General features: G+C 62.2%; 18 protein-coding genes, 1 tRNA gene and 3 pseudogenes. 1 reads left to right on the top strand and 21 read right to left on the bottom strand.

Going from position 1 to position 22,479, the window contains the following annotated elements:
- Positions 1-55: 55 nt before the first annotated feature.
- The 3 genes and pseudogenes from PDMSB3_RS22775 to PDMSB3_RS22765 all read right to left on the bottom strand — a co-directional run bounded on the left by PDMSB3_RS22775 (position 56) and on the right by PDMSB3_RS22765 (position 2,379).
- Complete coding sequence (locus tag PDMSB3_RS22775) at positions 56-886, bottom strand: fumarylacetoacetate hydrolase family protein (RefSeq protein WP_007176241.1); 831 nt, start codon at positions 884-886, stop codon at positions 56-58.
- Positions 887-984: 98 nt separating this feature from the next.
- Positions 985-1,526, bottom strand: a pseudogene (locus tag PDMSB3_RS22770) (amino acid ABC transporter ATP-binding protein); the annotation flags it as partial.
- Positions 1,527-2,079: 553 nt separating this feature from the next.
- Positions 2,080-2,379 (bottom strand): methyl-accepting chemotaxis protein, encoded by a 300-nt coding sequence (locus PDMSB3_RS22765; RefSeq protein ID WP_197740267.1) that lies wholly within the window; start codon positions 2,377-2,379, stop codon positions 2,080-2,082.
- On the opposite strand from PDMSB3_RS22765, the pseudogene PDMSB3_RS22760 reads away from it, so the two are divergent.
- Positions 2,321-2,509, top strand: a pseudogene (locus PDMSB3_RS22760) (hypothetical protein); the annotation flags it as partial. The gene PDMSB3_RS22765 and the pseudogene PDMSB3_RS22760 sit on opposite strands and share 59 nt — an antisense overlap.
- Here the strand turns inward: PDMSB3_RS22760 and PDMSB3_RS22755 are convergent.
- The 18 genes and pseudogenes from PDMSB3_RS22755 to fdnG form a co-directional block, all read right to left on the bottom strand.
- Positions 2,506-4,032, bottom strand: a complete 1,527-nt coding sequence (locus tag PDMSB3_RS22755; protein ID WP_007176240.1) for an amidase — start codon at positions 4,030-4,032, stop codon at positions 2,506-2,508. The pseudogene PDMSB3_RS22760 and the gene PDMSB3_RS22755 overlap by 4 nt on opposite strands.
- Positions 4,033-4,060: 28 nt before the next feature.
- A complete protein-coding gene (locus tag PDMSB3_RS22750) occupies positions 4,061-4,825 on the bottom strand; it encodes an SDR family NAD(P)-dependent oxidoreductase (protein ID WP_007176239.1) in 765 nt (254 codons plus the stop codon).
- 58 nt (positions 4,826-4,883) lie between these two features.
- Entirely contained in the window at positions 4,884-5,534 is a 651-nt protein-coding gene (locus tag PDMSB3_RS22745) for an ANTAR domain-containing response regulator (protein WP_007176238.1), read from the bottom strand.
- Between the two features lies 1 nt (position 5,535).
- Complete coding sequence (locus tag PDMSB3_RS22740) at positions 5,536-6,690, bottom strand: transporter substrate-binding domain-containing protein (RefSeq protein ID WP_007176237.1); 1,155 nt, start codon at positions 6,688-6,690, stop codon at positions 5,536-5,538.
- Between the two features lie 80 nt (positions 6,691-6,770).
- A complete protein-coding gene (locus PDMSB3_RS22735) occupies positions 6,771-7,757 on the bottom strand; it encodes an acetamidase/formamidase family protein (RefSeq protein ID WP_007176236.1) in 987 nt (328 codons plus the stop codon).
- Between the two features lie 13 nt (positions 7,758-7,770).
- On the bottom strand, positions 7,771-8,478 hold the full coding sequence (locus PDMSB3_RS22730; RefSeq protein ID WP_007176235.1) for an ABC transporter ATP-binding protein: 708 nt from the start codon (positions 8,476-8,478) through the stop codon (positions 7,771-7,773).
- Complete coding sequence (locus PDMSB3_RS22725) at positions 8,475-9,185, bottom strand: ATP-binding cassette domain-containing protein (protein WP_007176234.1); 711 nt, start codon at positions 9,183-9,185, stop codon at positions 8,475-8,477. Before PDMSB3_RS22725 ends, PDMSB3_RS22730 begins: the two co-directional genes overlap by 4 nt.
- Entirely contained in the window at positions 9,182-10,243 is a 1,062-nt protein-coding gene (locus PDMSB3_RS22720; RefSeq protein WP_063721752.1) for an ABC transporter permease subunit, read from the bottom strand. The genes PDMSB3_RS22725 and PDMSB3_RS22720 overlap by 4 nt, the downstream gene beginning before the upstream one ends.
- Positions 10,244-10,261: 18 nt before the next feature.
- Positions 10,262-11,131 (bottom strand): ABC transporter permease subunit, encoded by an 870-nt coding sequence (locus PDMSB3_RS22715; RefSeq protein ID WP_007176232.1) that lies wholly within the window; start codon positions 11,129-11,131, stop codon positions 10,262-10,264.
- 66 nt (positions 11,132-11,197) lie between these two features.
- Positions 11,198-12,433, bottom strand: coding sequence for an urea ABC transporter substrate-binding protein (locus tag PDMSB3_RS22710; RefSeq protein ID WP_007176231.1), 1,236 nt, complete (start codon positions 12,431-12,433; stop codon positions 11,198-11,200).
- 359 nt (positions 12,434-12,792) lie between these two features.
- Positions 12,793-13,035 (bottom strand): annotated as a pseudogene (locus tag PDMSB3_RS22705) (Arm DNA-binding domain-containing protein); the annotation flags it as partial.
- A 112-nt stretch (positions 13,036-13,147) separates the two neighbouring features.
- Positions 13,148-13,243, bottom strand: a tRNA-Sec gene (locus PDMSB3_RS22700).
- A gap of 27 nt (positions 13,244-13,270) precedes the next feature.
- The gene (gene selB, locus PDMSB3_RS22695; protein ID WP_007176173.1) at positions 13,271-15,184 is read right to left on the bottom strand and encodes a selenocysteine-specific translation elongation factor; all 1,914 of its coding nucleotides are present in this window, start codon (positions 15,182-15,184) and stop codon (positions 13,271-13,273) included.
- Entirely contained in the window at positions 15,181-16,611 is a 1,431-nt protein-coding gene (selA, locus tag PDMSB3_RS22690) for an L-seryl-tRNA(Sec) selenium transferase (protein WP_165187802.1), read from the bottom strand. The genes selB and selA overlap by 4 nt, the downstream gene beginning before the upstream one ends.
- Before the next feature lie 43 nt (positions 16,612-16,654).
- Entirely contained in the window at positions 16,655-17,650 is a 996-nt protein-coding gene (fdhE, locus tag PDMSB3_RS22685) for a formate dehydrogenase accessory protein FdhE (RefSeq protein WP_165187800.1), read from the bottom strand.
- A 109-nt stretch (positions 17,651-17,759) separates the two neighbouring features.
- Positions 17,760-18,416 (bottom strand): formate dehydrogenase subunit gamma, encoded by a 657-nt coding sequence (locus PDMSB3_RS22680; protein ID WP_165187798.1) that lies wholly within the window; start codon positions 18,414-18,416, stop codon positions 17,760-17,762.
- Positions 18,403-19,335: a formate dehydrogenase subunit beta gene (fdxH, locus tag PDMSB3_RS22675; RefSeq protein WP_007176169.1), complete on the bottom strand. Its 933-nt coding sequence runs from the start codon at positions 19,333-19,335 to the stop codon at positions 18,403-18,405. Before fdxH ends, PDMSB3_RS22680 begins: the two co-directional genes overlap by 14 nt.
- Before the next feature lie 9 nt (positions 19,336-19,344).
- On the bottom strand, positions 19,345-22,413 hold the full coding sequence (gene fdnG / locus PDMSB3_RS22670; RefSeq protein ID WP_007176168.1) for a formate dehydrogenase-N subunit alpha: 3,069 nt from the start codon (positions 22,411-22,413) through the stop codon (positions 19,345-19,347).
- Between the last annotated feature and the right edge of the window lie 66 nt (positions 22,414-22,479).

Genomic DNA, 22,479 nt, shown 5'->3' with positions numbered 1-22,479 from the left:
ACGGATGCGTCGTGAGCGCGCCGATCTCGGTCAGTCAAGGCCACCCGCAAACCACCTACATCTCATCCGCGACCTGATTCCGCAGCGTCCCGATCCGCGAAATCTCCACTTCGACCACGTCGCCGGCTTTCATCCATAGCGGCGGATCGCGGAACGCGCCCACGCCGCCCGTCGTGCCGGTGATGATCCCGTCGCCCGGCAGCAGCGTGCAGAACGTCGAGCAATATTCGATCAGTTGCGGTATCGGGAAAATCAGGTCGTCGGTGGTGGCCCGCGGCATGACCTCACCGTTCAGGCGCGTGGTCAGCGAAAGCCGCGACGGATCGCCGACTTCGTCGCGCGTAACCAGCCACGGCCCGAAGCCGCCCGTCTGCGGAAAGTTCTTGCCCGGCGTGAACTGCGACGCACGCTGCCGTCGTTGTAGCAGGCATAGCCGGCGATCACGTCGAATGCATCCGCCGCCCTCACGTGACGCGCGCCTGCCGATCACGACGGCAAGCTCGCCCTCGAAATCGAGCCGCTCCGATACCGACGGACGAACGATCGGCGCGTCGTGCGCCGTCTGCGAGTCGGCAAAGCGCGCGAAGATCATCGGTTTGTCGGGCACCTCGCGTCCGGTCTCCTTGACGTGCGAAAGGTAATTGATGCCAACGCAGAGGATTTTCTGTGGATCGGGAATCACGGGCAGCAGTTCGACGTCGGCGAATGCAAGCGTGACGTCCGCCCGCGCTGCGTGGTCGGCGAGCGCACCGAGCGATTCGCGCTCCAGCGCTTCTTTCAACGTGGCGCCGAGGCGCGTGGCAAACGGTGCGGCATCGACGATTCCGCCATCGACGACGACCCCATATGACGAACGCCCCGCGTGGAGAAAGCTGACGAGTTTCATTGGAACGAGGCTCCTGCTCCGGCGCGCCGCCCGCCGACCATATCGCGCGATGCGAACGGCGGAGACCGGCCCGGAGATATACGGTTTAAGGTCAGGCGCTACCGAGCGCGCCCTGATTGACGAGTGAAACGGGACTGGCGATATGGCGCGCGCGCGGACTGCACCGAGTGCGGCGCTTCGCGCACGTCGTCCGTGCCCATGAAGCGCCGGACGCGTTCGGCATCCGCACGGTGGCGGATCTCGTCGGGCGACGCCGCCATCTTGACGACGCCGTCCTCCATGAACACGATGCGATCGGAGATCGACATCGCGAAGTCCATTTCGTGCGTGACGATCAGCATCGTCATCCCCTCGTCGGCGAGCGTGGAAATCACCTTCAGCACATCGCCGACGAGTTCCGGGTCCAGCGCGGAAGTCGGCTCGTCGAACAGCATGACGGCCGGTTCCATCGCCAGCGCCCGCGCAATGGCCACGCGTTGCTGCTGGCCGCCCGACAACTGATGCGGATACTTGTCCGCGTGAGCGAGCAAGCCGACCTTGTCCAGCAAACGAAGCGCCTGCACACGCGCCTCGGCCAGATTACGGCGGCCGTGATAACGCGGCGCGAGAGCATCACGTTATCGACGATGGTCCGATGGGGATCGTAATATCGGGGCTGGCGCAATTGTTATTCATTCAGACATTGCGGGCCTATTTGGCTCATGCGCCGAACGGCGACGAGGGGTGGTTGAAAGGCTTTGGCGACCAACGGTTAGCCATTGTGCTCAGTAGCATTGCGGTCGGGTACTCATCCGAGAGTGCCTTCAGCAGCGCATTCAAGCGTGTAATGGCTGTTGCCCCCGGTCAGTATCGGCGGACAACACAGGGGGAAGGCGAGGTGCAGCAAACGCCTGGCAAATCCGACACGCTCCACTTCTAGGTGCAATAGCCTGGACTAATGTGACAGCCGCGCGACCCATGCGCGAACTGGCGCCGACCCGGTCCGCCCACAATTCCGGCAAAGCTTGACGTCTTGTCGTCTTGACGTCGCAACCGTCGCACCTTGATTATGTCTCGGTCAGTTGAAACCATCCGACCGCTTCCGAGAGTTTTCGCGACTGTTCCTTGAGAAAGTCAGCGATCGCCGATGACTCCTCGACAAGGGCCGCATTCTGCTGGGTCAGCTCGTCGAGTTGGGACACCGCCTGGTTGACCTACGCGATGCCGACGCCTTGCTCGTCCGATGCAAGCGCCATTGCCGCTACGATGGCGCCGACGCGCTGGGCGCTGCCGACGACTTCATGCATCGCATCCCCGGCGCTCGATGCCAGTTGCGCGCCCGAGCCAACCTTGCTAGCCGAATCGTCGATCAGTTGCTTGATTTCCTTCGTCGCCTGCGCACAGCTTTGCGCAAGCGTGCGTACTTCGCCGGCAACGACGGCAAAGCCCCTGCCCGGCCACGTCCCAAGTGACGACGCTGCGACCAAACTCCTCTGGCTGGCGCTGAACAACATCACCGCAGACTGGAGTCGCGCCGCGCACGACTGGAAAGCGGCAATGAACCGATCGGCCTGCCAGCAGGCGGACCTTTATCTGTCTTGCACACGAAAATTCAGACAGTCCCGCGACAACTGCCGCCCCTAGCGTCCCCTCCCCACCCCCAACTCATAAGCATAAGCAAACCCTAACAACGCCCCCTCGTCCCATTGCCGCCCCACAAAAATCACCCCAAACGGCGCCCCCGACGCGTAAAACCCCGCAGGCACCGCAATCCCCGGCAAACCCGCAATATTGATCTCACCTACCGTCGTCTCCTGAATGACATCCTTACCATGAAGCGCAGGAAGCTCACCTCGCATCTGCGGAAACACCAGTGCATCGAGCCGTTGCGCATCCATCACCGCATTGAAAATCCGCAGATAACGCGCCTTCACTTCGACGAATTCAGGCATCTCCGGCGGCACCGACGGATCAGCCAGCGCGGCCTTGAAATCCGCGAGACTATGCATATACCGCAGTATCCCCTGCGCCCCAAAAACATCGTCGCCCTTCGTCGCCGCAGCGAATTCCGCGAAGGTCTTCAGCGACGCATGCTTGCCGAGTCGCTGAAGATACTTCTCCAGATCATACGGAATCGACTCGAGACCGCGCGCATCGAAATGCGCCAGCGGCGGAGTCGGCTTCCTCAGTTCGGCGAACCCGGAGCCCGCGAACGGATCGTCGACGAGAATCGCACCCAGACCAACCAGTTCGCCCTTGACCCGCTCATACAGCACGGCAGCTTCATCGGACAACGGTTGATTGCGCCAGCCCGGGCCATACAGACCGATGCGCTTGCCGTTCAACGCCTTCGGGTCTAGCGCCGCGGTATAACCACCTTCCGGTTGCCGGCCGACGCTCGCGAGCGTCTTCGGATCTTCGCTCGAATAGCCCGCGAGCACGTCGAGGCACAGCGCGGCATCCCTCACGTTTCGTGCAATGGGCCCCACCACATCGCGATTACCCGACAGCGGCACCACGCCCGCATTCGGCACCAGCCCGATAGTCGGTTTGATTCCAACGAGGTTCTGCGCCGACGCGGGGTTCTGAATCGATCCGCCGGTCTCTTCCGCGAGGCCGAGTACAGCCATGCACGACGCAACCGCCGATGCCGTCCCCGCACTGCTGCCGCCTGGCACCCGATCGGGCATCACTACATTGATCGTGGGGCCGGCCCAGCTATCGTTCGCATGCGAGCCGGTATGGCTCAGGATCGGCACGTTCGTCTTGCCGAGCAGAATCGCACCCGCGCGGCGCATCCGCGCGACGACCGGCGCATCACGCTCGGGCATGAGGTCGACGCCGCCTTTCTTGCTGTACAACTTCGCCCATCCCGCGGTAGTCGGAAAGCCGACCATGTCCATAGGATCCTTGATGACGACCGGCACCCCCGCAAGCGGACCCAGCGGTTCACCGGCAGCGCGCCGTTCGTCGATCCGGCGCGCGTCGTCGATTGCCGCCGGGTTCAGGAAGATCACTGCGTTGTACTTCCCGTTGTCGCGCTCGATCCTGGCGAAACAGGCGCGCGCCAGCTGCTCGGCCGTGAATGTGCCGGCCTTGAAACCCGCCTGTACGGCCTCGACCGTCAGGGCGTCCAGATCGATATCCATCGCACTGCCTCGTTCCATTCCATGCTCCTCTTGAGTTGACCGCGTGTCAGAGCTGCACGCCGCGCGTGAGTGCTCCGTCGACGACGAAGTTCGTGCCGCTCACAAAGCTCGCCGCCGGACTCGCGATGAACGCCACCGCGTTGGCGATTTCCTGCGGGCGTCCCATGCGCCCGGTCGGATTCAATGCGAGTGCGCGTTCGAATAGTGCCGCATCGTTATGCTCGATCCAGTCCCACACGCCGCCCTCGAAATAGACATTGCCGGGCGACACCGTGTTTGCGCGAATGCCTTTCGACGCGAGCTGATTCGCGAGCCCCTGCATGTAATGAACGAGCGCGGCCTTGAACACGCCATAAGGACCCGCTGCGAAATCGATCTCGCGTCCCGAGACGCTCGATATCGCGACGATCGACGCGGCCCGGCTCGCTTCGAGATACGGCATCGCCGCTTCGACGAGATTGACGGTGCCGAGCAGATCGGTCTCGAACTCCTTGCGCCACGATTGAATGTCGTTGCCGATTGCGAGCGCGCTCACATTCGCCACCACGATATCGAGGCCGCTCCACTCCGAGCCGATACGCTCGACCCACGCTTTCAGCGCGGCGCCATCCGATACATCGACTGCCGCGCCCGAGGCCCGCGCGCCGCTCAGTTCGGCGAGCGCGCTTACGGTCACGTCGACAGCAGCCTGATCGCGTGCGCATATGGCGACCTCAGCACCTTCCGCTGCGAGCGTCCGCGCAATGGCGAGTCCAATGCCCTTGGTACCGCCGGTCACGATCGCCTTCAAACCCTTCAATTGCAGATCCATGTTCGAAGCTCCGGTGCAGATGTTTGCATGTCTGTTAATCGATCGAGCGACGGCGCGCTCACTCTATATCGCGTCCCTCGCCTGACGTCATGCCGCGAGAAATCTGCAGCACTTCGCCTGCCTGAATGACGGAGTGGCAGATGTCGTCGATAGTTATGCGCTTCTCCATCGCCTGCGCGCGCAGCATGTCGTACGCCTCGCGTTCGCTCACGCGATGCATGGTCATCAGAATTTTTTTCGCTTCCTGCAAATGCCGGCTGTCGAGCAGCTTCTGTTCCAACTTGGCGATACGCTGCGCGTGCTGGCGCGAACGCTTTGCGTGATACAGCGCCATCACCACGGTCGACAGCAACCCCGATGCGCGCACCGGCGTCGTCACGATGCCGTCCGCTCCGAGCTTGATCGCCTGATCGATGAAGGTCGGATTCTCGTAGGCCACCACGCAGATGACGGGCGGCGCATCCGGTCCCGACCATTCGCCCTTCGGCGCGCGCTCGTCAGGCCGCAACGCGCGGAACACCAGGTCGACACGCTCCGGCAACGTCTCCACGGGCGGCCAGCATCGTTCGACCTGAAAACCCATGCGCCGAAGGTGGTTCGTGAGCGTCACCCCGTCGTCGTCGTCGGGATGGAAAACGACCACGTGCGCATTGCGCTCGAGGATCGAACTCGTGAGGCTGCGTTGGCCTCTGTCCGGGCGCGCGCTCACGTCAGTAGTCCCGCGTGCTCAATTTCGTGACCCAGTCCCCGAGCGTCTGACGCGTCATGTAGGGATCTGGCCCGACGGCGAACTTCGATTCGCGCAGGATAGTGAACTGGCCGTCGGCATTGGCGCGGCCAATGCGCGGATAGAGGGCCATGTGATGGTTGACCGGATCGATGCGCACCCGGCCTTGCGGCGCGGTGAACTCCGAGCCGAGCAGATGCGGCATGATGGTGCCGAGTTCATCCGAGCCGGCACGCGCGAACGCTTCGGCGAACATATGCATCTGATAGTAGGCGGCTTCCCAGTTCATGTCGGTTGGCGTGTGCGCGCCGAAGCGCGCCTGATGATGTCGCACCGCGCGATGATTCTCCGGCGTATCGATGCTCTGAAAATAAGGCGCAGCCGTGAAATGTCCTGTCGCGATGCCGCGTTCCATCGCGTGAATCTCGGTCTCGGACGTGTTGAGGCTGCCGATCGGCATGCTGGCCGGATCGAGGTCCGCGCGCGCATAGGCCTCGTAAAGATAAGGCACCGTCTCTCCGATCACTGTGCAGAAGATCCAGTCCGGCGACTTGCGCCCGATATCCGCGACCACCTGGTCGAACTGGTCGCGCGTGGCATCGAGCGACAAATAGCGCTCGCCGAGGATCGCGCCTTCGGGATGCTGAAGCAGTAGCTCCTGCATCGTCCGGTTGCATTCGTACGGATAGACATAGCTCGAACCGACAAAGTACACGCGCGCGCCGAACGTCTCCGTCATGAAGTCGGCGAGTTGCACACCGTTCTGGTTAGGCGACGCGCCGCTATAGATGATGTTGTCCGAATACTCGAAGCCCTCGTACATCTGCGCATAGATCAGCAGCCGGTTGTGCTTCTCGACGACGGGCAGCATCGCCTTGCGGCTGGTCGACGTATAACCGCCGAAAATGGTATTGACGCCGTCCTTCACGATAAGCCGCTCCGCCAGCTCGCGAAACGCGGCCGGATCAGAGCCGGGATCGTATTGAAGCGCGACGAGTTCGCGCCCGCCTATGCCGCCGCGCGCGTTGATCTCCTCGACGGCGAGGCATGCGCCGCGCCATTGAGATTGTTCGAGCAACGCGGTAGAACCGGTCGTCGAGCTAAGCAGGCCCACACGGATGGGATCGGATAATGCCATTTCTTGACGTGCTCTCGGATGCGCGCGGAGCATAGGCTCCGCGCTTTGGTCGTGTTACTTCGATTCTCCCGGCTGATGCTTTACTTCAGGTAGTGCTTGGCGACCATCGCGCCCACCGTATATTTTGGGTCGACAAAATTACCGAGACGTACCTTGCCGACCTGGCTCAGCATCATGTACGCATCCCACTTGTCAAAGCCATACTCCGCAGCCATCCACAGCACGAGTTCGCGATAGGCGATGCGCGTCGCGTCCTCCAGCGGCCGCGCGCTGCCGATGCTCATCAGCGCGTCCTCGTTCTCCAGACGCGGCCAGTCGATCTGCCATTTCTTGATGAGATCGACGCGCACGGTCGTCGTGCTCTGATACTCGACGGCCGTGCCGCACACTTCGCCGTCACCCTGACAGGCGTGCGCATCGCCGATGAAAAGCCGCCCGCCCGGAGAACGCACCGGCAGATACGTGATGCTGCCCGGCCCCATGTCGGGGACGTCCATATTGCCACCGTGATTGTCGGGTGTGAGCGAATTGATCGAATCGATTTCGGGAGAAAGACTCAGCGTCCCGATATGCGGTTTGTACGGCAGCGTATTGCGTTTGCTCCAGTACACGTTCTCTTCGTCGATCTTGATCTTCCGTACGATTTCCGGCAACGGCTCGTTGAGCAGCGCGGTGTAATCCGTGCCGGTCAGCCCGCCGAAGTTCGGAATCATGCAGCAGAAGCCGTGCGGATCGTCGCCGCGCGGCGCCATCTTCTCGATATATACCGCGACCACGTCGCCTTTCTCGGCGCCTTCGATCATGATCGGCCCGTTCTGCGGATTGAGAAAAGGCACCTGCAGCACCTGCGACGGCTTGTCGGTTTCTTCCCTGATCTTGCCTTCGAAGGCGTCGCGCGTTTCCACCACCACGCGATCCCCCGGCTTGACGTGCAGAACAGGCTGCGAATATGGGCCGATCGTGTAGTGATAGGTCTTCTGCATCTCCTCGGTGAGATGGTGTTCCACCGGCTCTCGATCGGCGCCGACACCGCGCTTCATCATGATCGATTCTTCAAGCCATTTCATGTTCCGCTCTCCGTCACAGTGCCAGATACTGGCGAATCAATTGTTCGTCGCCGAGTTGCTCAGGGCTCAATGTCTCGACGATACGGCCCTTGTCCATCACGCAGCAGCGATTCGCGATGCGCTCGACCATGCCCATATCCTGCTCGACCAGCACCACGCCGATACCCGTGTCGTGCGCGATATGCTGCAGCGTGTCGCCGATCAGATCGACGATAGACGGTTGAATGCCTTCGGAAGGCTCGTCGAGCAACAGCACCTTCGGCGCGCTGATCAGTGCGCGGGCAATCGCCAGTTGCTGCTGTTCGCCCCCGCTCATGGTTCCCGCCTTCTGCGTATAGCGTTTCTTCAGAATCGGAAAATAGCCGACGACTTTCTCTTTCATGTCCGCGGCGCGCGCCCGATTCGCCTGCGCGCCGACCTGCAGATTCTCGGCAACGGTCAGCGCGCCGAAGATCTCGCGCCCTTGCGGCACATAGCCCATACCGCTCTGCGCCCGGGCATACGGCTTGTCCTGGCCGATCGCATTGCCTTCGAGGCTGATTTCGCCGGCATCGAGCCTGACAAGACCGATCAGCGCGCGCATCAACGTCGTCTTGCCGACCCCGTTGCGCCCGATGAGCGCCAGCACCTCGCCGTGTCCGACGCCGAACGACACGCCGTTCAGCACGCGGCCGCCGCCATATCCCGCTTCAACGTTCGACACCTCCAGCAACGCGCTCATTTCTTCTTCCCCAGATAGACTTCCGCGACGTCGTCGCGCGCGAGAATCTCGTCGAGTGGCCCGTCGGCGAGCAGACTGCCGCCGTGCAGTACCGTGACGCGCGAGGCGATCTGCTTGACAAAGGTCATGTCGTGCTCGACCACCATCATCGTGAGGCCGTCTGCCGACAGTCGCTTGATGAGTTCGCCAGTCGCATGCGTCTCCTCCACCGACATGCCGGCCACCGGTTCATCGAGAAACAGCAACTTCGGGCGCAACGAAACGGCCATCGCGATTTCGAGCCATTGCTTCTTGCCGTGCGACAGATGGCGCGCGAGCACGTGCTCTTCGTTCTCCAGCATGAAGCGCCGCAGCAGTTCGTCGAGACTTTCGGGCCGGTCATCCTTCGCGCGGTGCAGCGACAGATGCAAATGCTGACGCACGCTCAGATCGGGAAACACACCGGGAATCTGGAACTTGATACTCATGCCCATACGGATGCGCTCGTGCGGAAGCACATGGCTCATGTCCTTGCCGAGAAACAGCACGCTGCCTTCGGAAGGGCGATGCTCGCCCGTGATGAGCTTGAAGAACGTGCTTTTGCCCGCACCGTTCGGCCCGATCACGCAGCGAATCTCGTTCGCCTCGATACTGAAGTCGATGCCGTTGATCACATGCGCGCCGCCAAAATGCTTCTTGAGCCCGCGCGTTTCGAGCAGCGTGGTCATGACTTGCCCTCCTCTCGCTTCAGACATGCGCCGGTGTGGTGTGAACGGCCGCCCGTGCGGCTCGACAGACGCCGCAGATGCCGCGCGACGAACGGAAGCAGACCTTCGGGCGCGGCCAGCACGACAATCAGCAGAATCGCACCGAGCAGGATCAGCGCGTACTGGCTGCCGTATACCGCGAGATTCTGCGAGAGCCACACGAGCAAGGCGGTGCCGATGATCGTTCCGCCGATGCTCTTTCTTCCCGACGTCGCGACCCAGATCACCGGCATCGCGGCAGCGGTGAGGCCCATAGTCGACGGCGTGATGTAGGAGCCCCAGATCGTGTACAACGCACCCGACAATCCGCCCAACGTGCAGCCGAGCACGAACACCATCAGTTGATGACGGCGGATGTCGACGCCTAGCATCTCCGCCCGCTGCGGATTCTCCCGGATAGCGATGAGGGTCAAACCGAAGGTGCCGTCGAGCAGCTTGCGCATGATCGCGTAGACCGCGATCAGCAGAAGCAGCACGAGGTAGTAAAAGCTCACGTTCTCCAGCGTGAGCGGGCCGCCCGGCCACGGAATGGTCAATTGCGGCATGCCGCCCATACCGTTGTAGCCGTTCAGCCGTGCCTCGCCGATCGCCCACTGCGGCCCTGCCGTCTGCGACATGAAGGTTTCGAGCACGAGCGTCACCGACAACGTGACGATACCGATGAACACGCCCTTGATGCGCCCATAAAAAATCATGTAGCCGATCAGCGCCGCGACGACGATGCTCACCACGATGCCCGCGCCGAGCCCGAGCCACGACTCGAACCACGTGTCGCCATAGTTGAGCGTGAAGATACCGTAGGTGTAGCCCGACAGCCCGAAGAACGCGGTCTGCCCGAACGACAGGATGCCGCCGTAGCCCCACATCGCGGCGAGCCCGAGCGCGCTGAACGCCCACAACAGACAGTAGGCGAGATTGCCGCTGGTGTTCGCATCGACCACCAGCGGCAGACATAGCGCCAGGAGCCACGGCACCGTATGCAACGCGCGAGTTGCGGCACTGGTCGAAGGCCCTTTCATTTGCTTCACGTCTGCCTCCTAGCGCAAGCGGGTGAAGAGATTGCCGAGGCCTTGCGGCATCAACCGGATCACGACGATGACGGTGACCAGCAGACCGATCTGTCCGAACAGCTGCCCATAGGACGCCGTCAGCGCGGTCTGGATGATCGCGAGCACACCGGCCGCCGGTGTCGTGCCGGCGATCACGTTGGCGCCGCCGACCACTACCGACACGAAGGCCTGCACGATGAAGTTGCTGCCCATGGTCGGCACCGCCGTCATGGTCGGCGCGTAGAGCGCGCCGGTGAGGCCCGCGAGTCCCGCGCCCAGCGCGAAGGTCAGCGTATAGAGCCGGTCGGTGCGCAGGCCGAGGCATTGCGCGATATTCGCGTTCTGGATCGTGGCGCGCGCGCAGACGCCGTAATTGGTTTTGAAGAACAGCAGGTAGAGGCTGAACAGGATGGCGAGCGCGATACCGGGCAGCACGGCGCGATACGTCGAGAACGAATACTCGCCGAGCGAAAACGAGCCGAACGGTGTGCTGATCCCTTCGATCGACGGACCGGCGACGAGCAGCATGGTCTGCTGCACGATCAGGCTGATTGCCCACGTTGCCACGACGGAGTCGAACAGACGGTCATAGAGATGGCGAATCACCAACCGTTCGATGATGACGCCCGCAAGCGCCGCCGCGAGCGCGCCGAGCAGCATCGCGAGCGGCAGCGGCGCACCGTGCTTCGCCGTGATGATGGTCACGTACGCGCCGCACATGATGAACTCGCCATGCGCGAGATTGATGACGCCCATCATGCCGAAAATCACCGCGAGACCGAGCGCCGCGAGCACCAGATACGCGAAGTTGTCGCCGAACTGATAGATGAGCGAATAGAGAACCGATAGAGTGGCCATACGTGCTCCACGTTCAGGAGGCCGGCGCGCGCGAGCATGCTGCATTTCCCGCGCGCCGGCTTCGGATCAGGACTTCTTGGGCAGGTTCGACGGCGTGTATTGGCGATGATCCGGCCGGTTCGGCAGATCGCAGCCGACCTTGCCGAGCCAGTAAGGCTGCACGTCGTCCCAGACCTTCGGAATCTCGACCGAGTGATCCTCCTTCACGTGCACGAGATAAATCGTGTGACTCGCGTGATGGCTCTTCGGATCCATGCACACCTTGCCTTGCGCGCCGGTCGTGCAGATGTCGCCGCTTTCGAGCGCTTTGCGCACCGCGTCCTGATTCGTCGACTTCGCTTTTTCGACCGCGGCCTTGTAGAGATAGAGGGCGTCGTAGGCGTTGGCGGCTTCCTGGTTGATGTACGGCTCATTCGGGAACTTCGCGTGGAAGCGCTTCTTGAAGTCGTTGCTGGCGGGCGAATCGACCTCCTCGACGTAGTTCGCCGTCACGTACATGTCCTTCAGCGCAGGCGGTTTGAAGCGCTTGTGCTCATAGGCCTGACCGACGTTCACCGAACTCGCCATCGGCAGATTCAGATGCGCCGACGCCTGCTGCTCGTAGTACGAAGACTGATTCGCACCGACCAGCAGCGTGACGACGAAGTCGGGCTTCGCCTTCTGGATGTTCTGAATGGTCTGGCCGAACTGCGATACCGACAGCGGAATGAATTCCTCGCCGACCATCGTGCCGCCGTTTTCCTTGACGATGTTGCGTACCCACTCCGCCGAAATCTGCCCGAAGTTGTAGTCGGCCGCGATGGTGTACACCTTCTTGCCGTACTTTTGCATCATCCACGGAATGAGCGTCGAAAATTGCTGCTCGGGCACCGCGCCGGTAACGAAGGTGTTCGAGTCGCAAACGCCGCCCTCATACTGATTGTCGTACCAGTAGAGTTGATGCGCGCGGTCCATGATCGGGCGGATTGCCTCGCGCGATGCGCTGGAGAACGCGCCGAAAATCACATCCGGCTTGTCGGTCTGCACGAGCCGCCGGGCCAGTTCCTGAAACTTGGTGTTGTCCGACTGGGTGTCGTAGGCGATCAGCTTCACCGGGCGGCCGAGAATGCCGCCCTTCGCGTTGATCTCGTCGACGGCGAGTTCCGTGGCGTGAATCTTGGGAATCGTAGCCAGTGCGAAATTCCCCGAGGCGTCTTCGAGCAAGCCGACCTTCACGGGATCAGCGGCGCTCGAAGCGAGCGAAGTCAGTGCGAGTCCTGCGGTAAGGGCGAGACGCATCCAGCCCGACGGCTTCAGCAACATGCGGGTTCTCCAGAGAGGGGCGCCAGACGTGAGCGCTAGAACAGGGGGAAAAAACGTGCACAAAAAAAGCCCCCTGACGAACGGCGAGTTCGTCAGGGGGCTTCTGTGCCGGATCCTCGGGCGGACATCTTTGTCAGGCCTCGAAGGAGTGACTTGAGTCTAAAGCGCCATATTTTTGTTTGTCAACTGCTGACAAAAATTTCGGGGTGCTTCGCGAGGGTGGGCTGGACGGGAGGTTGAAGTCGATACCGGGTTCTCCGATTGGTAAAGCGTGGGGAGTCCGCAGTGTTCTCAAACTGACCGACATTACATGATGCTGTTACGGATGGCGCCGCCTGCTTTTTTAATCAGCCATTCGTCAGATCTCTGACCATGTCACGGTATCCGGTGGCCAGTTTCCGCGCCTCGCCAAGCGAGACTCGCGAAAGCGGACCGAGGCCCATCTCCCGCACGCGCCCGTCAAGCCTGAAGCGAAATACCCATGAGCGAGCGCCACTGTCGGCGATCTGCATATAGAGGCCACCGCCGTCGGCGTAATGGCCTGGCACGACCTCTTTGGCGAGCCGCAGCGCGCTAAGGCAGTGCAACTGTCGTCCTGCCATATTGCCCTCCACTCCTACCCACAAAACCCATGTCGCCACCCATAAACCGCTTTGAAATCAGCGATCTATCGGACGTTTACGGAACAGGTCGGAATAGCCCGGAAGGCCCATGTGGCGGAAGGCAGCCGGAGTCGAACCGACCTGAGAGCGTCTGACGCCCTCAACTGGGTTTGAAGCCCAGCCGCACCACCGGATACGAATGCCTTCCTACGGTGATTGAACTACATGTGCCCGATCAAAGCAGATCGAGCCAACGACTATCCGTGCGCAGCAGATGCAGCCCACGGTGGAAGCGAGTATACCCAACCCGGTCGAAGAATTCCAAAAGCTGGATCGCGCGTTTGCGGCCCAGTCCCGTCACATCGCGAAACGGTGCGGCCGCAACCGTGCCGGCATTCTTTTGCGCCTCGGCCGCCGCAATCGAAGCCAGTTCCCGAATCACCTCCTGGTGATAAAAGAGATCGCGCACGACCTGAAACAGCTCGCCCTGCCGCGCGAGCTTGCGCATCAACTGACGCACGCGCTCTTCGGATACGCCGTGTGCGGTGGCCAGATCGCGCACCCACGGCGGATCGAAACGTCCCGCTTTCACCGCGGGAATCAACGTTGCCGCGAGCGAGCGATCTGCATCGTCGAGCGTCACCGTGTGGCCTGGCAGATGCAACCAGGGCCCGCGTTTGACGATCTCGCCACGCAGCGCGGCATCGTCCACAAGCGCGCGCCACAGCGCGTCGTCCACCAGCGGCGCCGCGATCCGCCGCAAGCGCGAGACGTCCGGGCCCAGCTCATCCGGCGAGCGTTCGTGGTATTCGGCGAGCGTCGTCGTCAATCGCGTGTTGAGCGCTCGCCAACGCGCATCGGCAACCAGTAATGCATCCTCGTGAGGCAGTTCGACTACGCGCGTGCCGGGCGGCAACGCCAACGCGGCTGCCGGCATGCCTGTCAAGCGTTCCAGCAGCGAGCGCGACAAACCATGCGGCGCTCTTGCGAAGAGGGCGTCGAGCGTGCCGGTGTCGAGCATGACCTGAAGCGCGTCGAGCCACACCAGCCGCTCAACCGAACGACGCTTGCGCGACGGCGCGAACGGATCGAGCACATGGCCGCCGCCAATCGTGCGAGTGGCCTGCGCATTGCGCACCACGAAGCGATCGCCCGGCACTGCACAGACAGGGCGCTCGAATACCAGTTGAACGCGGGCACGCTGACCGGCGTGGAGTGCTTCGCCATCCAGCAAGGCAACATGCGCGACCTGGTGCTGCGTGCCCAGATGCACATGCAGCGGCGCCCAATGCTCCAACGTAAGCGATGCATCGGCAAGCAGCGTCAGCATGACGTCGACTCGCTCCGAAGCCTGCGAAAGCCGCGGATCGACGATCCAATCGCCGCGCTCGATCGCACTCTTCTCGATGCCCGCGAGGTTCAATGCGCAGCGCTCGCCGGCTCGCCCCGTCTGCGCCGCACGATTCTGCGCATGAATGCTGCGCACGCGCACCGGTAAATTCTTTGGCGCAAGCAGCATCGTGTCGCCAACCGTCACGCGGCCCGATACCACGGTGCCGGTCACGATCGTGCCCTGGCCCGCGAGCGTAAAAACACGATCGACGGCGAGACGGAACAGGCCGTCGTCGCGCTTCATGCGCCACGCCGTGGCCGCCGCAAACAGATGCGCCTTCAGCGCGGCCACGCCGGGGTCGTCGGAACGCGTCGCGCATGTCTCGAAGACGGGCGCGTCCTGCAGCACGCTGCCGCTCAGAAACGCGCTCACTTCGTCGTGCACTTCCCGCAAACGCTGCGCGTCCACGCGGTCCACCTTGGTCAGCGCGACGGCGCCGCGGCGGATGCCGAGCAACTCAATAATGGCCAGATGCTCGCGCGTTTGCGGCATCACGCCGTCGTCGGCGGCAATCACGAGGAGCGCGAAATCAATGCCGCTGGCGCCCGCGGTCATGGTATGCACGAGCTTCTCGTGGCCCGGCACATCGATCAGGCCGAGCACGTCGCCGTTTTCGAGCGGCACGTACGCATAGCCCAATTCGATCGAAATGCCGCGCGCTTTCTCTTCCTTGAGACGATCCGTATCGACACCCGACAGCGCTTTCACCAGGCTCGTCTTGCCGTGGTCGATATGTCCCGCCGTACCGACGATCATGCGCGCACGCCTTTTAGCTGCCCGATCAGTTGCGCTTCGTCGGCGGCTTCGAGACAGCGCAGGTCGAGGCGCAATGCGTCGTCCGCGATACGGCCGATCACGGGCCGCGCCATCTCGCGCAGCAGCTTTTCGAGCGCGAGCAATTGGCGGCCACCGCGCTTGCCGTCCGCCGTTCTGACGACAAGGCCGTAGCTCGGCAGCACATCGACAGGTAAGGCTCCGCTGCCGATCTGACTGAACATCGGCTCCGCCGCGACCGCATAGCGTTCGCCGAGCGCACGCTGCAAAGCGGGCCGTACGCGCTCGGCGGCGAGCCGGATGTCGTCGGCGGGACGGGTCAGCAAGCGCAGCGTGGTGAGCCGCTCCGAGAGCTTTTCGGGCGCGCGATAAAGCTGCAACACAGGCTCCAGCGCGGCGAGCGTCAGTTTGCCGACGCGCAACGCGCGCTTGAGCGGATGCTTCTTGATCTTCGCGATCAGATCGCGACGCCCGACGATCAACCCGGCTTGCGGACCACCGAGCAGTTTGTCGCCACTGAACGTGACGAGGTCGGCACCGGCCTTGACGGTTTCGCGCACGGTTGGCTCGCGCGGCAAACCCCATTGGCCCAGATCGACCAGCGTGCCGCTGCCAAGGTCGACAGCAACCGCAAGGCCACGCGCGTGGGCGAGCGGCGCGATTTCATCCAGACCGACTTCTTTGGTGAAACCGTTGATCGCGTAGTTGCTCGCGTGGACTTTCATCAGCAGCGCGGTTTGCGGGCCGATGGCTTCCTCGTAGTCTTTCAGATGCGTGCGGTTCGTGGTGCCGACTTCGCGCAGCTTCGCGCCCGCTCGGCTCATGATGTCCGGAATGCGAAACGCGCCGCCAATCTCGACCAGTTCGCCCCGCGACACGATCACTTCTTTCTTCGACGCCAGCGCGGACAGCGCAAGCAGCACCGCGGCCGCATTGTTGTTGACCACGGTGGCCGCTTCAGCTCCGGTCAATTCGCAGATGAGCTCGTCGATCAGATCGTCGCGATCGCCGCGCTTGCCGGTGTCGAGATCGAATTCGAGGTTGGCGGGTTGCGTGAGCGCCTTCATGACGGACTGCACGGCCTCGTCGGGCAGCAATGCACGGCCGAGGTTGGTATGCAGCACGGTGCCGGTCAGATTGAAAACGCTACGCAGGCGCGACTGGTTGCGTTGGCGCAGCGTGGCTTCTACTGAGCTCTTCAGTTGCACGGCGTCGAGCGCGCTCACGGATGCAGCGCCCGACTGCGCGCTCGCGCGCCAGTTGTCGAGCGCCTCGCGCACCGCGCCCAACACCTGCGTGCGGCCGTACTCGCCGATCAGCGGCGTGAACTCGGCCGACGCCATCACTTTTTCCACCGACGGCACGCGCGCCATCAGCGCCCGCAATTCAGAGCCGCTTACATCGCTCACGAGGCAATCCCTTTTCTGATCTACTGGTGTCCAAGCGCTAGTGCTAGTCGGACTCGCCGGAAGACTCGTCCGCACCGGCGGCCTGTTCGGGCCACAGCCACGGATGCGGCGAAGCCCGTCGATAACCTTCCGCCCCCATCAAGAGATCCAGCGTGAGACTGGCGAGATCGTCCGCGAACGGTTCGAAATCGTAGTCCTTCGACTGAATGCCGATCTTTCGATAAGTATGGCATTCGTCGCACGATTCCGCTTTCAGCGCGGCGTTCTTCGATTCGGTTTCGCGCGTGGCCTCGTCGGCATCCGGCGAACCGACCGTGTGATAGGCAATACCCTTGGTCGAATCGCAGTTCGAGCACTTCGCTCGAACCATGTGCCATTCGGTCGAGCACAACCCGCATTGCAGGTAGCGGTAGTTATCATACGCGCCGCCCACGCGCACGATGCTCGCCACCGGATGCGATCCGCACACGGGACACAGGCCGAGGGTTTCGATGTACGGCACTTCGCGCTTGTCGATATCGGCGGCGAGGTCGGTCCACACCACTTGCAGCGCGGCCACGATGAACGGCGCGCTCGCCGGGTCGACCTCTTCGAAGCGCTGCGCGAAGATCGCGTCGGCCTGGAATTCGAGCGCAGCGGTATCGAGCGTGCGCAAATGGTCGATCAGCGCTTCGAGCGGCGGCGTGAGCGGGCCCGCGGCGGCCACCTTGTCGAGCAGTTGGCGCAGCACATCGCGCCACGCCGGATCGCGCACACCGGAAAGCGCCGGAATCAGCGGCATGGAATGTTGCTGCGCGCTCGCGATCAACTCGGGGCTCGGCGGTCGCGCCTTGAAGCCTGTCATCACGGCTTGCTGCGCGTCGGCGAGCACGGCCATCAGGTGCAAATAGCCGGCGATCGGATTGTTGAGCGCCGCGAGCTGGCGCAGGCGCGCGGCGCGCGCGGAGAACACCGCAAGCCGCTCCGGCGTGCGAATGCGCGGAATCGCCGAATGGTCGAGCGACTCGATATCGCCGACTTCGAGAATACGTTGAACCACAGTATCGACCTCTGAAAACTGAAGAGCCGCCGCCGTTCATCGAACAAGGGCGGCGGCTCGGGGTGCAGCGCGCTTTGGTTGCGCTGCCTGGGTGCCTAGGCGTGGCCCGCTATTTACCGATGATTTCCTTGAACCAGTTCGGATGATGCTTTCTCGCCCAGCCGTAGGTCACCGTGCCGCGCATCATGGCACCGATCGATCCCTTGATCCACAACGCCGCATAAATATGCACGACGATGCCGACGATCAGCACGAACGCCGCTGCCGCATGCACCAGCGCCGCGAGCCGGACGATCTCGATCGGAAAATAGAACGAGAAGTAGCGCCGCCAGATCACGATGCCGCTTGCCAGCAACAGCAGCAGGCAGATCACCATCGTGAAAAATAGCAGCTTTTGACCGGCGTTGTACTTGCCGATCGCGGGAAGCTTTTCCTCGCGATTGTTGAGCACGTCGTCGATCTGCTTCATCCACTGAATGTCGGCCTTGTCCAGATAGTTGTGGTGCCAGAAGCGCAACGCAAGAATCAGGAACGACAGAAACATCACGCAGCCCACGAACGGATGCAGAATCCGCGTCCATTGCCCGCCGCCGAAGATCGCGTAAAGCCACGACATTGCCGGATGAAACATGGCAAGGCCGGAGAGCGCCAGCAGCACGAACGTGATGGCGGTGATCCAGTGATTCGTGCGCTCATTCGGCGTGTAGCGCACGATCAGGCTGTTGCCCTTCACGTCCTTCAACTCGGTATGCTCAGGGTGCTTCATTGGATGCCTCCCGCGAACGGCGTGCTTCGTCGGCTTCGTGCTGGGCTTCGGCTTCTTCCGCCTCGCTCACCTCGTTCGGACCCACGCGCGTGTAGTGGAAGAACCCGGCCACGGCCGCGAACGCGATACCCGCGAGCGCCAGCGGCTTGGCCAGCCCTTTCCACAGCCCGACCATCGCGCTGATCTTCGGATTCTGCGGCAAACCGTGATACAGGTTGGCCTTGTCGGCGTGATGCAGCACGTACATGACGTGCGTGCCGCCCACGCCGGCAGGATCGTACAAGCCGGCATTCTGGAAACCGCGTTCCTTCAGATCTTCCACCCGGTCGGCGGCCTGCTGCTTCATGTCCTCCTTGGTGCCGAACATGATCGCGCCGGTCGGGCACGTCTTCACGCAAGCCGGTTCCTGGCCCACCGCCACGCGGTCCGAACACAGCGTGCACTTGTACGCGCGATTGTCCTTCTTCGAAATGCGCGGCACGTTGAACGGGCAACCCGTCACGCAATAGCCGCAGCCAATGCAGTTCTCCTCGTGGAAATCCACGATGCCGTTCGTGTACTGCACGATCGCGCCCGGTGACGGACAGGCCTTCAGACAGCCCGGATCCTCGCAGTGCATGCAGCCGTCCTTGCGGATCAGCCACTCGAGATCGCCTTCGGTGTTCTCGTATTCCGAGAACCGCATGACGGTCCACGAATGCTCGCTCAGATCGCGCGGGTTGTCGTAAATGCCGGTCGTGGTACCGACTTCGTCGCGCAGATCGTTCCACTCCATGCAGGCGGTCTGACACGCCTTGCAGCCAATGCACTTCGAGACGTCGATGAGCTTGGCGACCGTGCCCGTGACCGGCTCACGCACTTGCGGTTCAGGCAAGGTCGTGGCCGAGAGGCGTTTGATGTCCAGTGATTGCAGTGCCATCTCTTTTCCTTATGCCTTTTCGACCTTGACGAGGAACGACTTGAATTCCGGTGTTTGCGAATTCCCATCGCCCACGGAGGGGGTCAGCGTATTGACGAGATAGCCCGGCTTCGTGAGTCCCTTGAAGCCCCAATGCAACGGCAAGCCAACGGTCTGGACTTTCTTTCCTTCGATCATCAGCGGTTTGATCCGCTTGGTGACGAGCGCGACCGCAATGATGTGGCCGCGATTGGACGACACCTTGACGCGATCGCCGGCCACCACGCCCACTTCCTTCGCCAGATCCTCGCCGATCTCCACGAACTGTTGCGGCTGCACGATCGCGTTCAGACGCGCGTGCTTGGTCCAGTAGTGAAAGTGTTCGGTCAGACGATACGTGGTCGCGGTATGCGGGAAGTTCTCGTGCGTGCCGAACGCAGCCCGGTCGTCGGGGAACACACGTGCCGCCGGACTGCTGACCACCAGCTTGTTGTCCGGATGCAGCGGGTTGTAGCCGATCGGCGTCTCAAACGGTTCGTAGTGCTCGGGGAATGGCCCTTCCACCAGACCGTCACGCGAGAAGAAGCGCGCCACACCCTCCGGATTCATGATGAACGGATTCATGCCGTTTTCCGGCGGTTCGTCCACCTTGAAGTCGGGAACGTCCGCTCCCGCCCACGCCTTGCCGTTCCACGCGATCAGCTTGCGCGTCGGATCGAACGGCTTGCCGCTGACGTCGCACGAAGCGCGGTTGTACAGAATCCGCCGGTTCGCGGGCCACGCCCATGCCCAGTTCAGCGTGTTGCCGATGCCGGTCGGGTCGGAGTTGTCGCGGCGGCCCATCTGGTTGCCCGCCTGGGTCCACGAGCCACAGAAAATCCAGCAACCGCTCGCGGTGCTGCCGTCGTCGCGCAACTGGGCGAAGCTCGCCAGTTGCTCGCCCTTCTTCGCGAGCACCTTGGTTTTGTCGGTCGCGTCGGTGACGTCGGCGAGCGCCTTGCCGTTGAACTCCATCGCGATTTCTTCGGGCGTGGGGCTCTCCGGGTTGGCGTACGGCCAGCTCATGTTCAGAATCGGATCGGGATACTTGCCGCCGTTCTTCCTGTAAGCCTCGCGAATGCGCAGCCACAGCCCCGACATGATCTCCAGATCGCTCCTCGATTCTCCGGGACCGTCCGCGCCCTGCCAGTGCCACTGCAGCACGCGGCTGGAGCTGACCAGCGAACCGCGCTCTTCCGCGAAACAGGTGGTCGGCAAACGGAACACCTCGGTCTGGATCGAAGCCGGATCGACGTCGTTGAACTCGCCGAAATTCTTCCAGAACTCGGATGTTTCCGTGGCGAGCGGATCCATGATGACGAGCCACTTCAGCTTGGCCAGACCCGCGCCGATCTTCGCCTTGTTCGGCGCTGCGGCGAGCGGATTGAAGCCTTGCGCGATGTAGCCGGTCATCTTGCCTTGATTCATCAGCTCGAAGACCTGCAGCATGTCGTACGACTTGTCGAGCTTCGGCAGATAGTCGAAACCGAAGTTGTTCTCGGCGGTCGCGTTATCGCCCCACCACGACTTCATGAAGCTGACATGGAACGCCCGATAGTTGCGCCAGTAGCTCAGCTGATTCGGCCGCAGCGGCTGGCTCGCGCGCTTCTTGATGAAGGCGTCGAAGTCCTGCTCGGCTTCCAGCGGCAGCGTCATGTAACCCGGCAACAGGTTCGACATCAGGCCGAGGTCGGTCAAACCCTGAATGTTCGAGTGACCGCGCAGCGCGTTCATGCCGCCGCCGGCAATGCCGATATTGCCCAGCAGCAATTGCACCATCGCGCCGGTGCGGATGATCTGCGCGCCGATCGAATGATGCGTCCAGCCGAGCGCGTACAGGATCGTGCCGGCGCGCCCCGGAACTGCCGTGGATGCCAGCATCTCGCACACCTTGAGGAATTTTTCCTTCGGCGTGCCGCACGCTTTCTCGACCTGCTCGGGCGTATAGCGCGAGTAGTGCTGCTTCATCAGCTGATAGACGCAGCGCGGGTGCTGCAACGTCGGATCGATTTTGGCAAAGCCGTCGTCGCCGCGTTCGTAGTCCCACGAACTCTGGTCGTACTTTCGCTTGTCGGCGTTGTAGCCGGAATACAGGCCGTCGGTAAACGAGAAGTCCTCACGAACGATGAACGGCATGTCCGTGTAGTTCTTTACATACTCGTGCTGGATCTTGTCGTTGGTGAGCAAATAGTTGATCACCCCGCCCAGGAACACGATGTCCGAGCCGGTCCGAATCTGCGCGTAATAATCCGCGACCGATGCCGTACGCGTAAAGCGCGGATCGACCACGATCAATCTTGCCTTGCGATGCGCTTTGGCTTCAGTGACCCACTTGAAACCGCATGGGTGTGCCTCGGCCGCATTGCCGCCCATTACGAGAATCACATCCGCGTTCTTGATGTCGACCCAATGGTTCGTCATCGCTCCACGGCCAAACGTCGGGGCAAGACCTGCCACCGTCGGGCCGTGTCAGACACGTGCTTGATTGTCGAATGCGAGCATGCCAAGACTGCGGACAGTCTTGTGCGTCAAATAACCGACTTCATTGCTACCGGCCGATGCCGCGAGCATGCCGGTGGTCAGCCAGCGGTTGACCTTCTTGCCGTCTTGCGTTGTCTCGACGAAGTTGGCGTCGCGGTCCTCCTTCATCAATTTCGCGATGCGATCGAGCGCGTCTTCCCACGAAATGCGCTTCCATTCATTCGAGCCGGCCGCGCGGTACTCCGGATACTTCAGACGGCTCGGGCTATGAATGAAGTCGATCAGGCTCGCGCCCTTCGGGCACAGCGTGCCGCGATTGACCGGGTGGTCGGGATCGCCTTCGATGTGGATGATGCTGGACTTCGCGTTCTTGGCGTTGTCGCCAAGTCCATACATCAGGATGCCGCAGCCTACCGAACAGTACGGGCAGGTATTGCGGGTTTCGGTTGTGCGCGACAACTTGTACTGACGGACTTCCGCTAACGCGGGCGTCGGTGAGAAGCCCATGAGGGCGAGACTCGATCCGGCTAGCGTGGTGGCGGAGACCTTCAGAAATTGTCGCCGGGACATATGGGGCATTGAATGGCCTCGGCTCTTTTTGGGGGTACTGATCATGATTATAGAGGCCGGCATAAAGTCCTGCAG

Origin of the sequence: Paraburkholderia dioscoreae (genome assembly GCF_902459535.1) — a bacterium.
Taxonomy (GTDB): Bacteria; Pseudomonadota; Gammaproteobacteria; order Burkholderiales; family Burkholderiaceae; genus Paraburkholderia; species Paraburkholderia dioscoreae.
The sequence above is the reverse complement of the archived record's forward strand: the minus strand, read 5'-3'. Positions and strand labels throughout refer to the sequence as shown.

Coding starts and splice junctions, on each gene's coding strand:
- PDMSB3_RS22775 (WP_007176241.1), bottom strand. CDS start 886: ATGAAACTCGTCAGCTTTCTCCACGCGGGGCGTTCGTCATATGGGGTC.
- PDMSB3_RS22765 (WP_197740267.1), bottom strand. CDS start 2,379: ATGTTGTTCAGCGCCAGCCAGAGGAGTTTGGTCGCAGCGTCGTCACTT.
- PDMSB3_RS22755 (WP_007176240.1), bottom strand. CDS start 4,032: ATGGAACGAGGCAGTGCGATGGATATCGATCTGGACGCCCTGACGGTC.
- PDMSB3_RS22750 (WP_007176239.1), bottom strand. CDS start 4,825: ATGGATCTGCAATTGAAGGGTTTGAAGGCGATCGTGACCGGCGGTACC.
- PDMSB3_RS22740 (WP_007176237.1), bottom strand. CDS start 6,690: ATGGCATTATCCGATCCCATCCGTGTGGGCCTGCTTAGCTCGACGACC.
- PDMSB3_RS22735 (WP_007176236.1), bottom strand. CDS start 7,757: ATGAAATGGCTTGAAGAATCGATCATGATGAAGCGCGGTGTCGGCGCC.
- PDMSB3_RS22730 (WP_007176235.1), bottom strand. CDS start 8,478: ATGAGCGCGTTGCTGGAGGTGTCGAACGTTGAAGCGGGATATGGCGGC.
- PDMSB3_RS22725 (WP_007176234.1), bottom strand. CDS start 9,185: ATGACCACGCTGCTCGAAACGCGCGGGCTCAAGAAGCATTTTGGCGGC.
- PDMSB3_RS22720 (WP_063721752.1), bottom strand. CDS start 10,243: ATGAAAGGGCCTTCGACCAGTGCCGCAACTCGCGCGTTGCATACGGTG.
- PDMSB3_RS22715 (WP_007176232.1), bottom strand. CDS start 11,131: ATGGCCACTCTATCGGTTCTCTATTCGCTCATCTATCAGTTCGGCGAC.
- PDMSB3_RS22710 (WP_007176231.1), bottom strand. CDS start 12,433: ATGTTGCTGAAGCCGTCGGGCTGGATGCGTCTCGCCCTTACCGCAGGA.
- selB (WP_007176173.1), bottom strand. CDS start 15,184: ATGATCGTCGGTACGGCGGGACATATCGACCACGGCAAGACGAGCCTG.
- PDMSB3_RS22680 (WP_165187798.1), bottom strand. CDS start 18,416: ATGAAGCACCCTGAGCATACCGAGTTGAAGGACGTGAAGGGCAACAGC.
- fdxH (WP_007176169.1), bottom strand. CDS start 19,335: ATGGCACTGCAATCACTGGACATCAAACGCCTCTCGGCCACGACCTTG.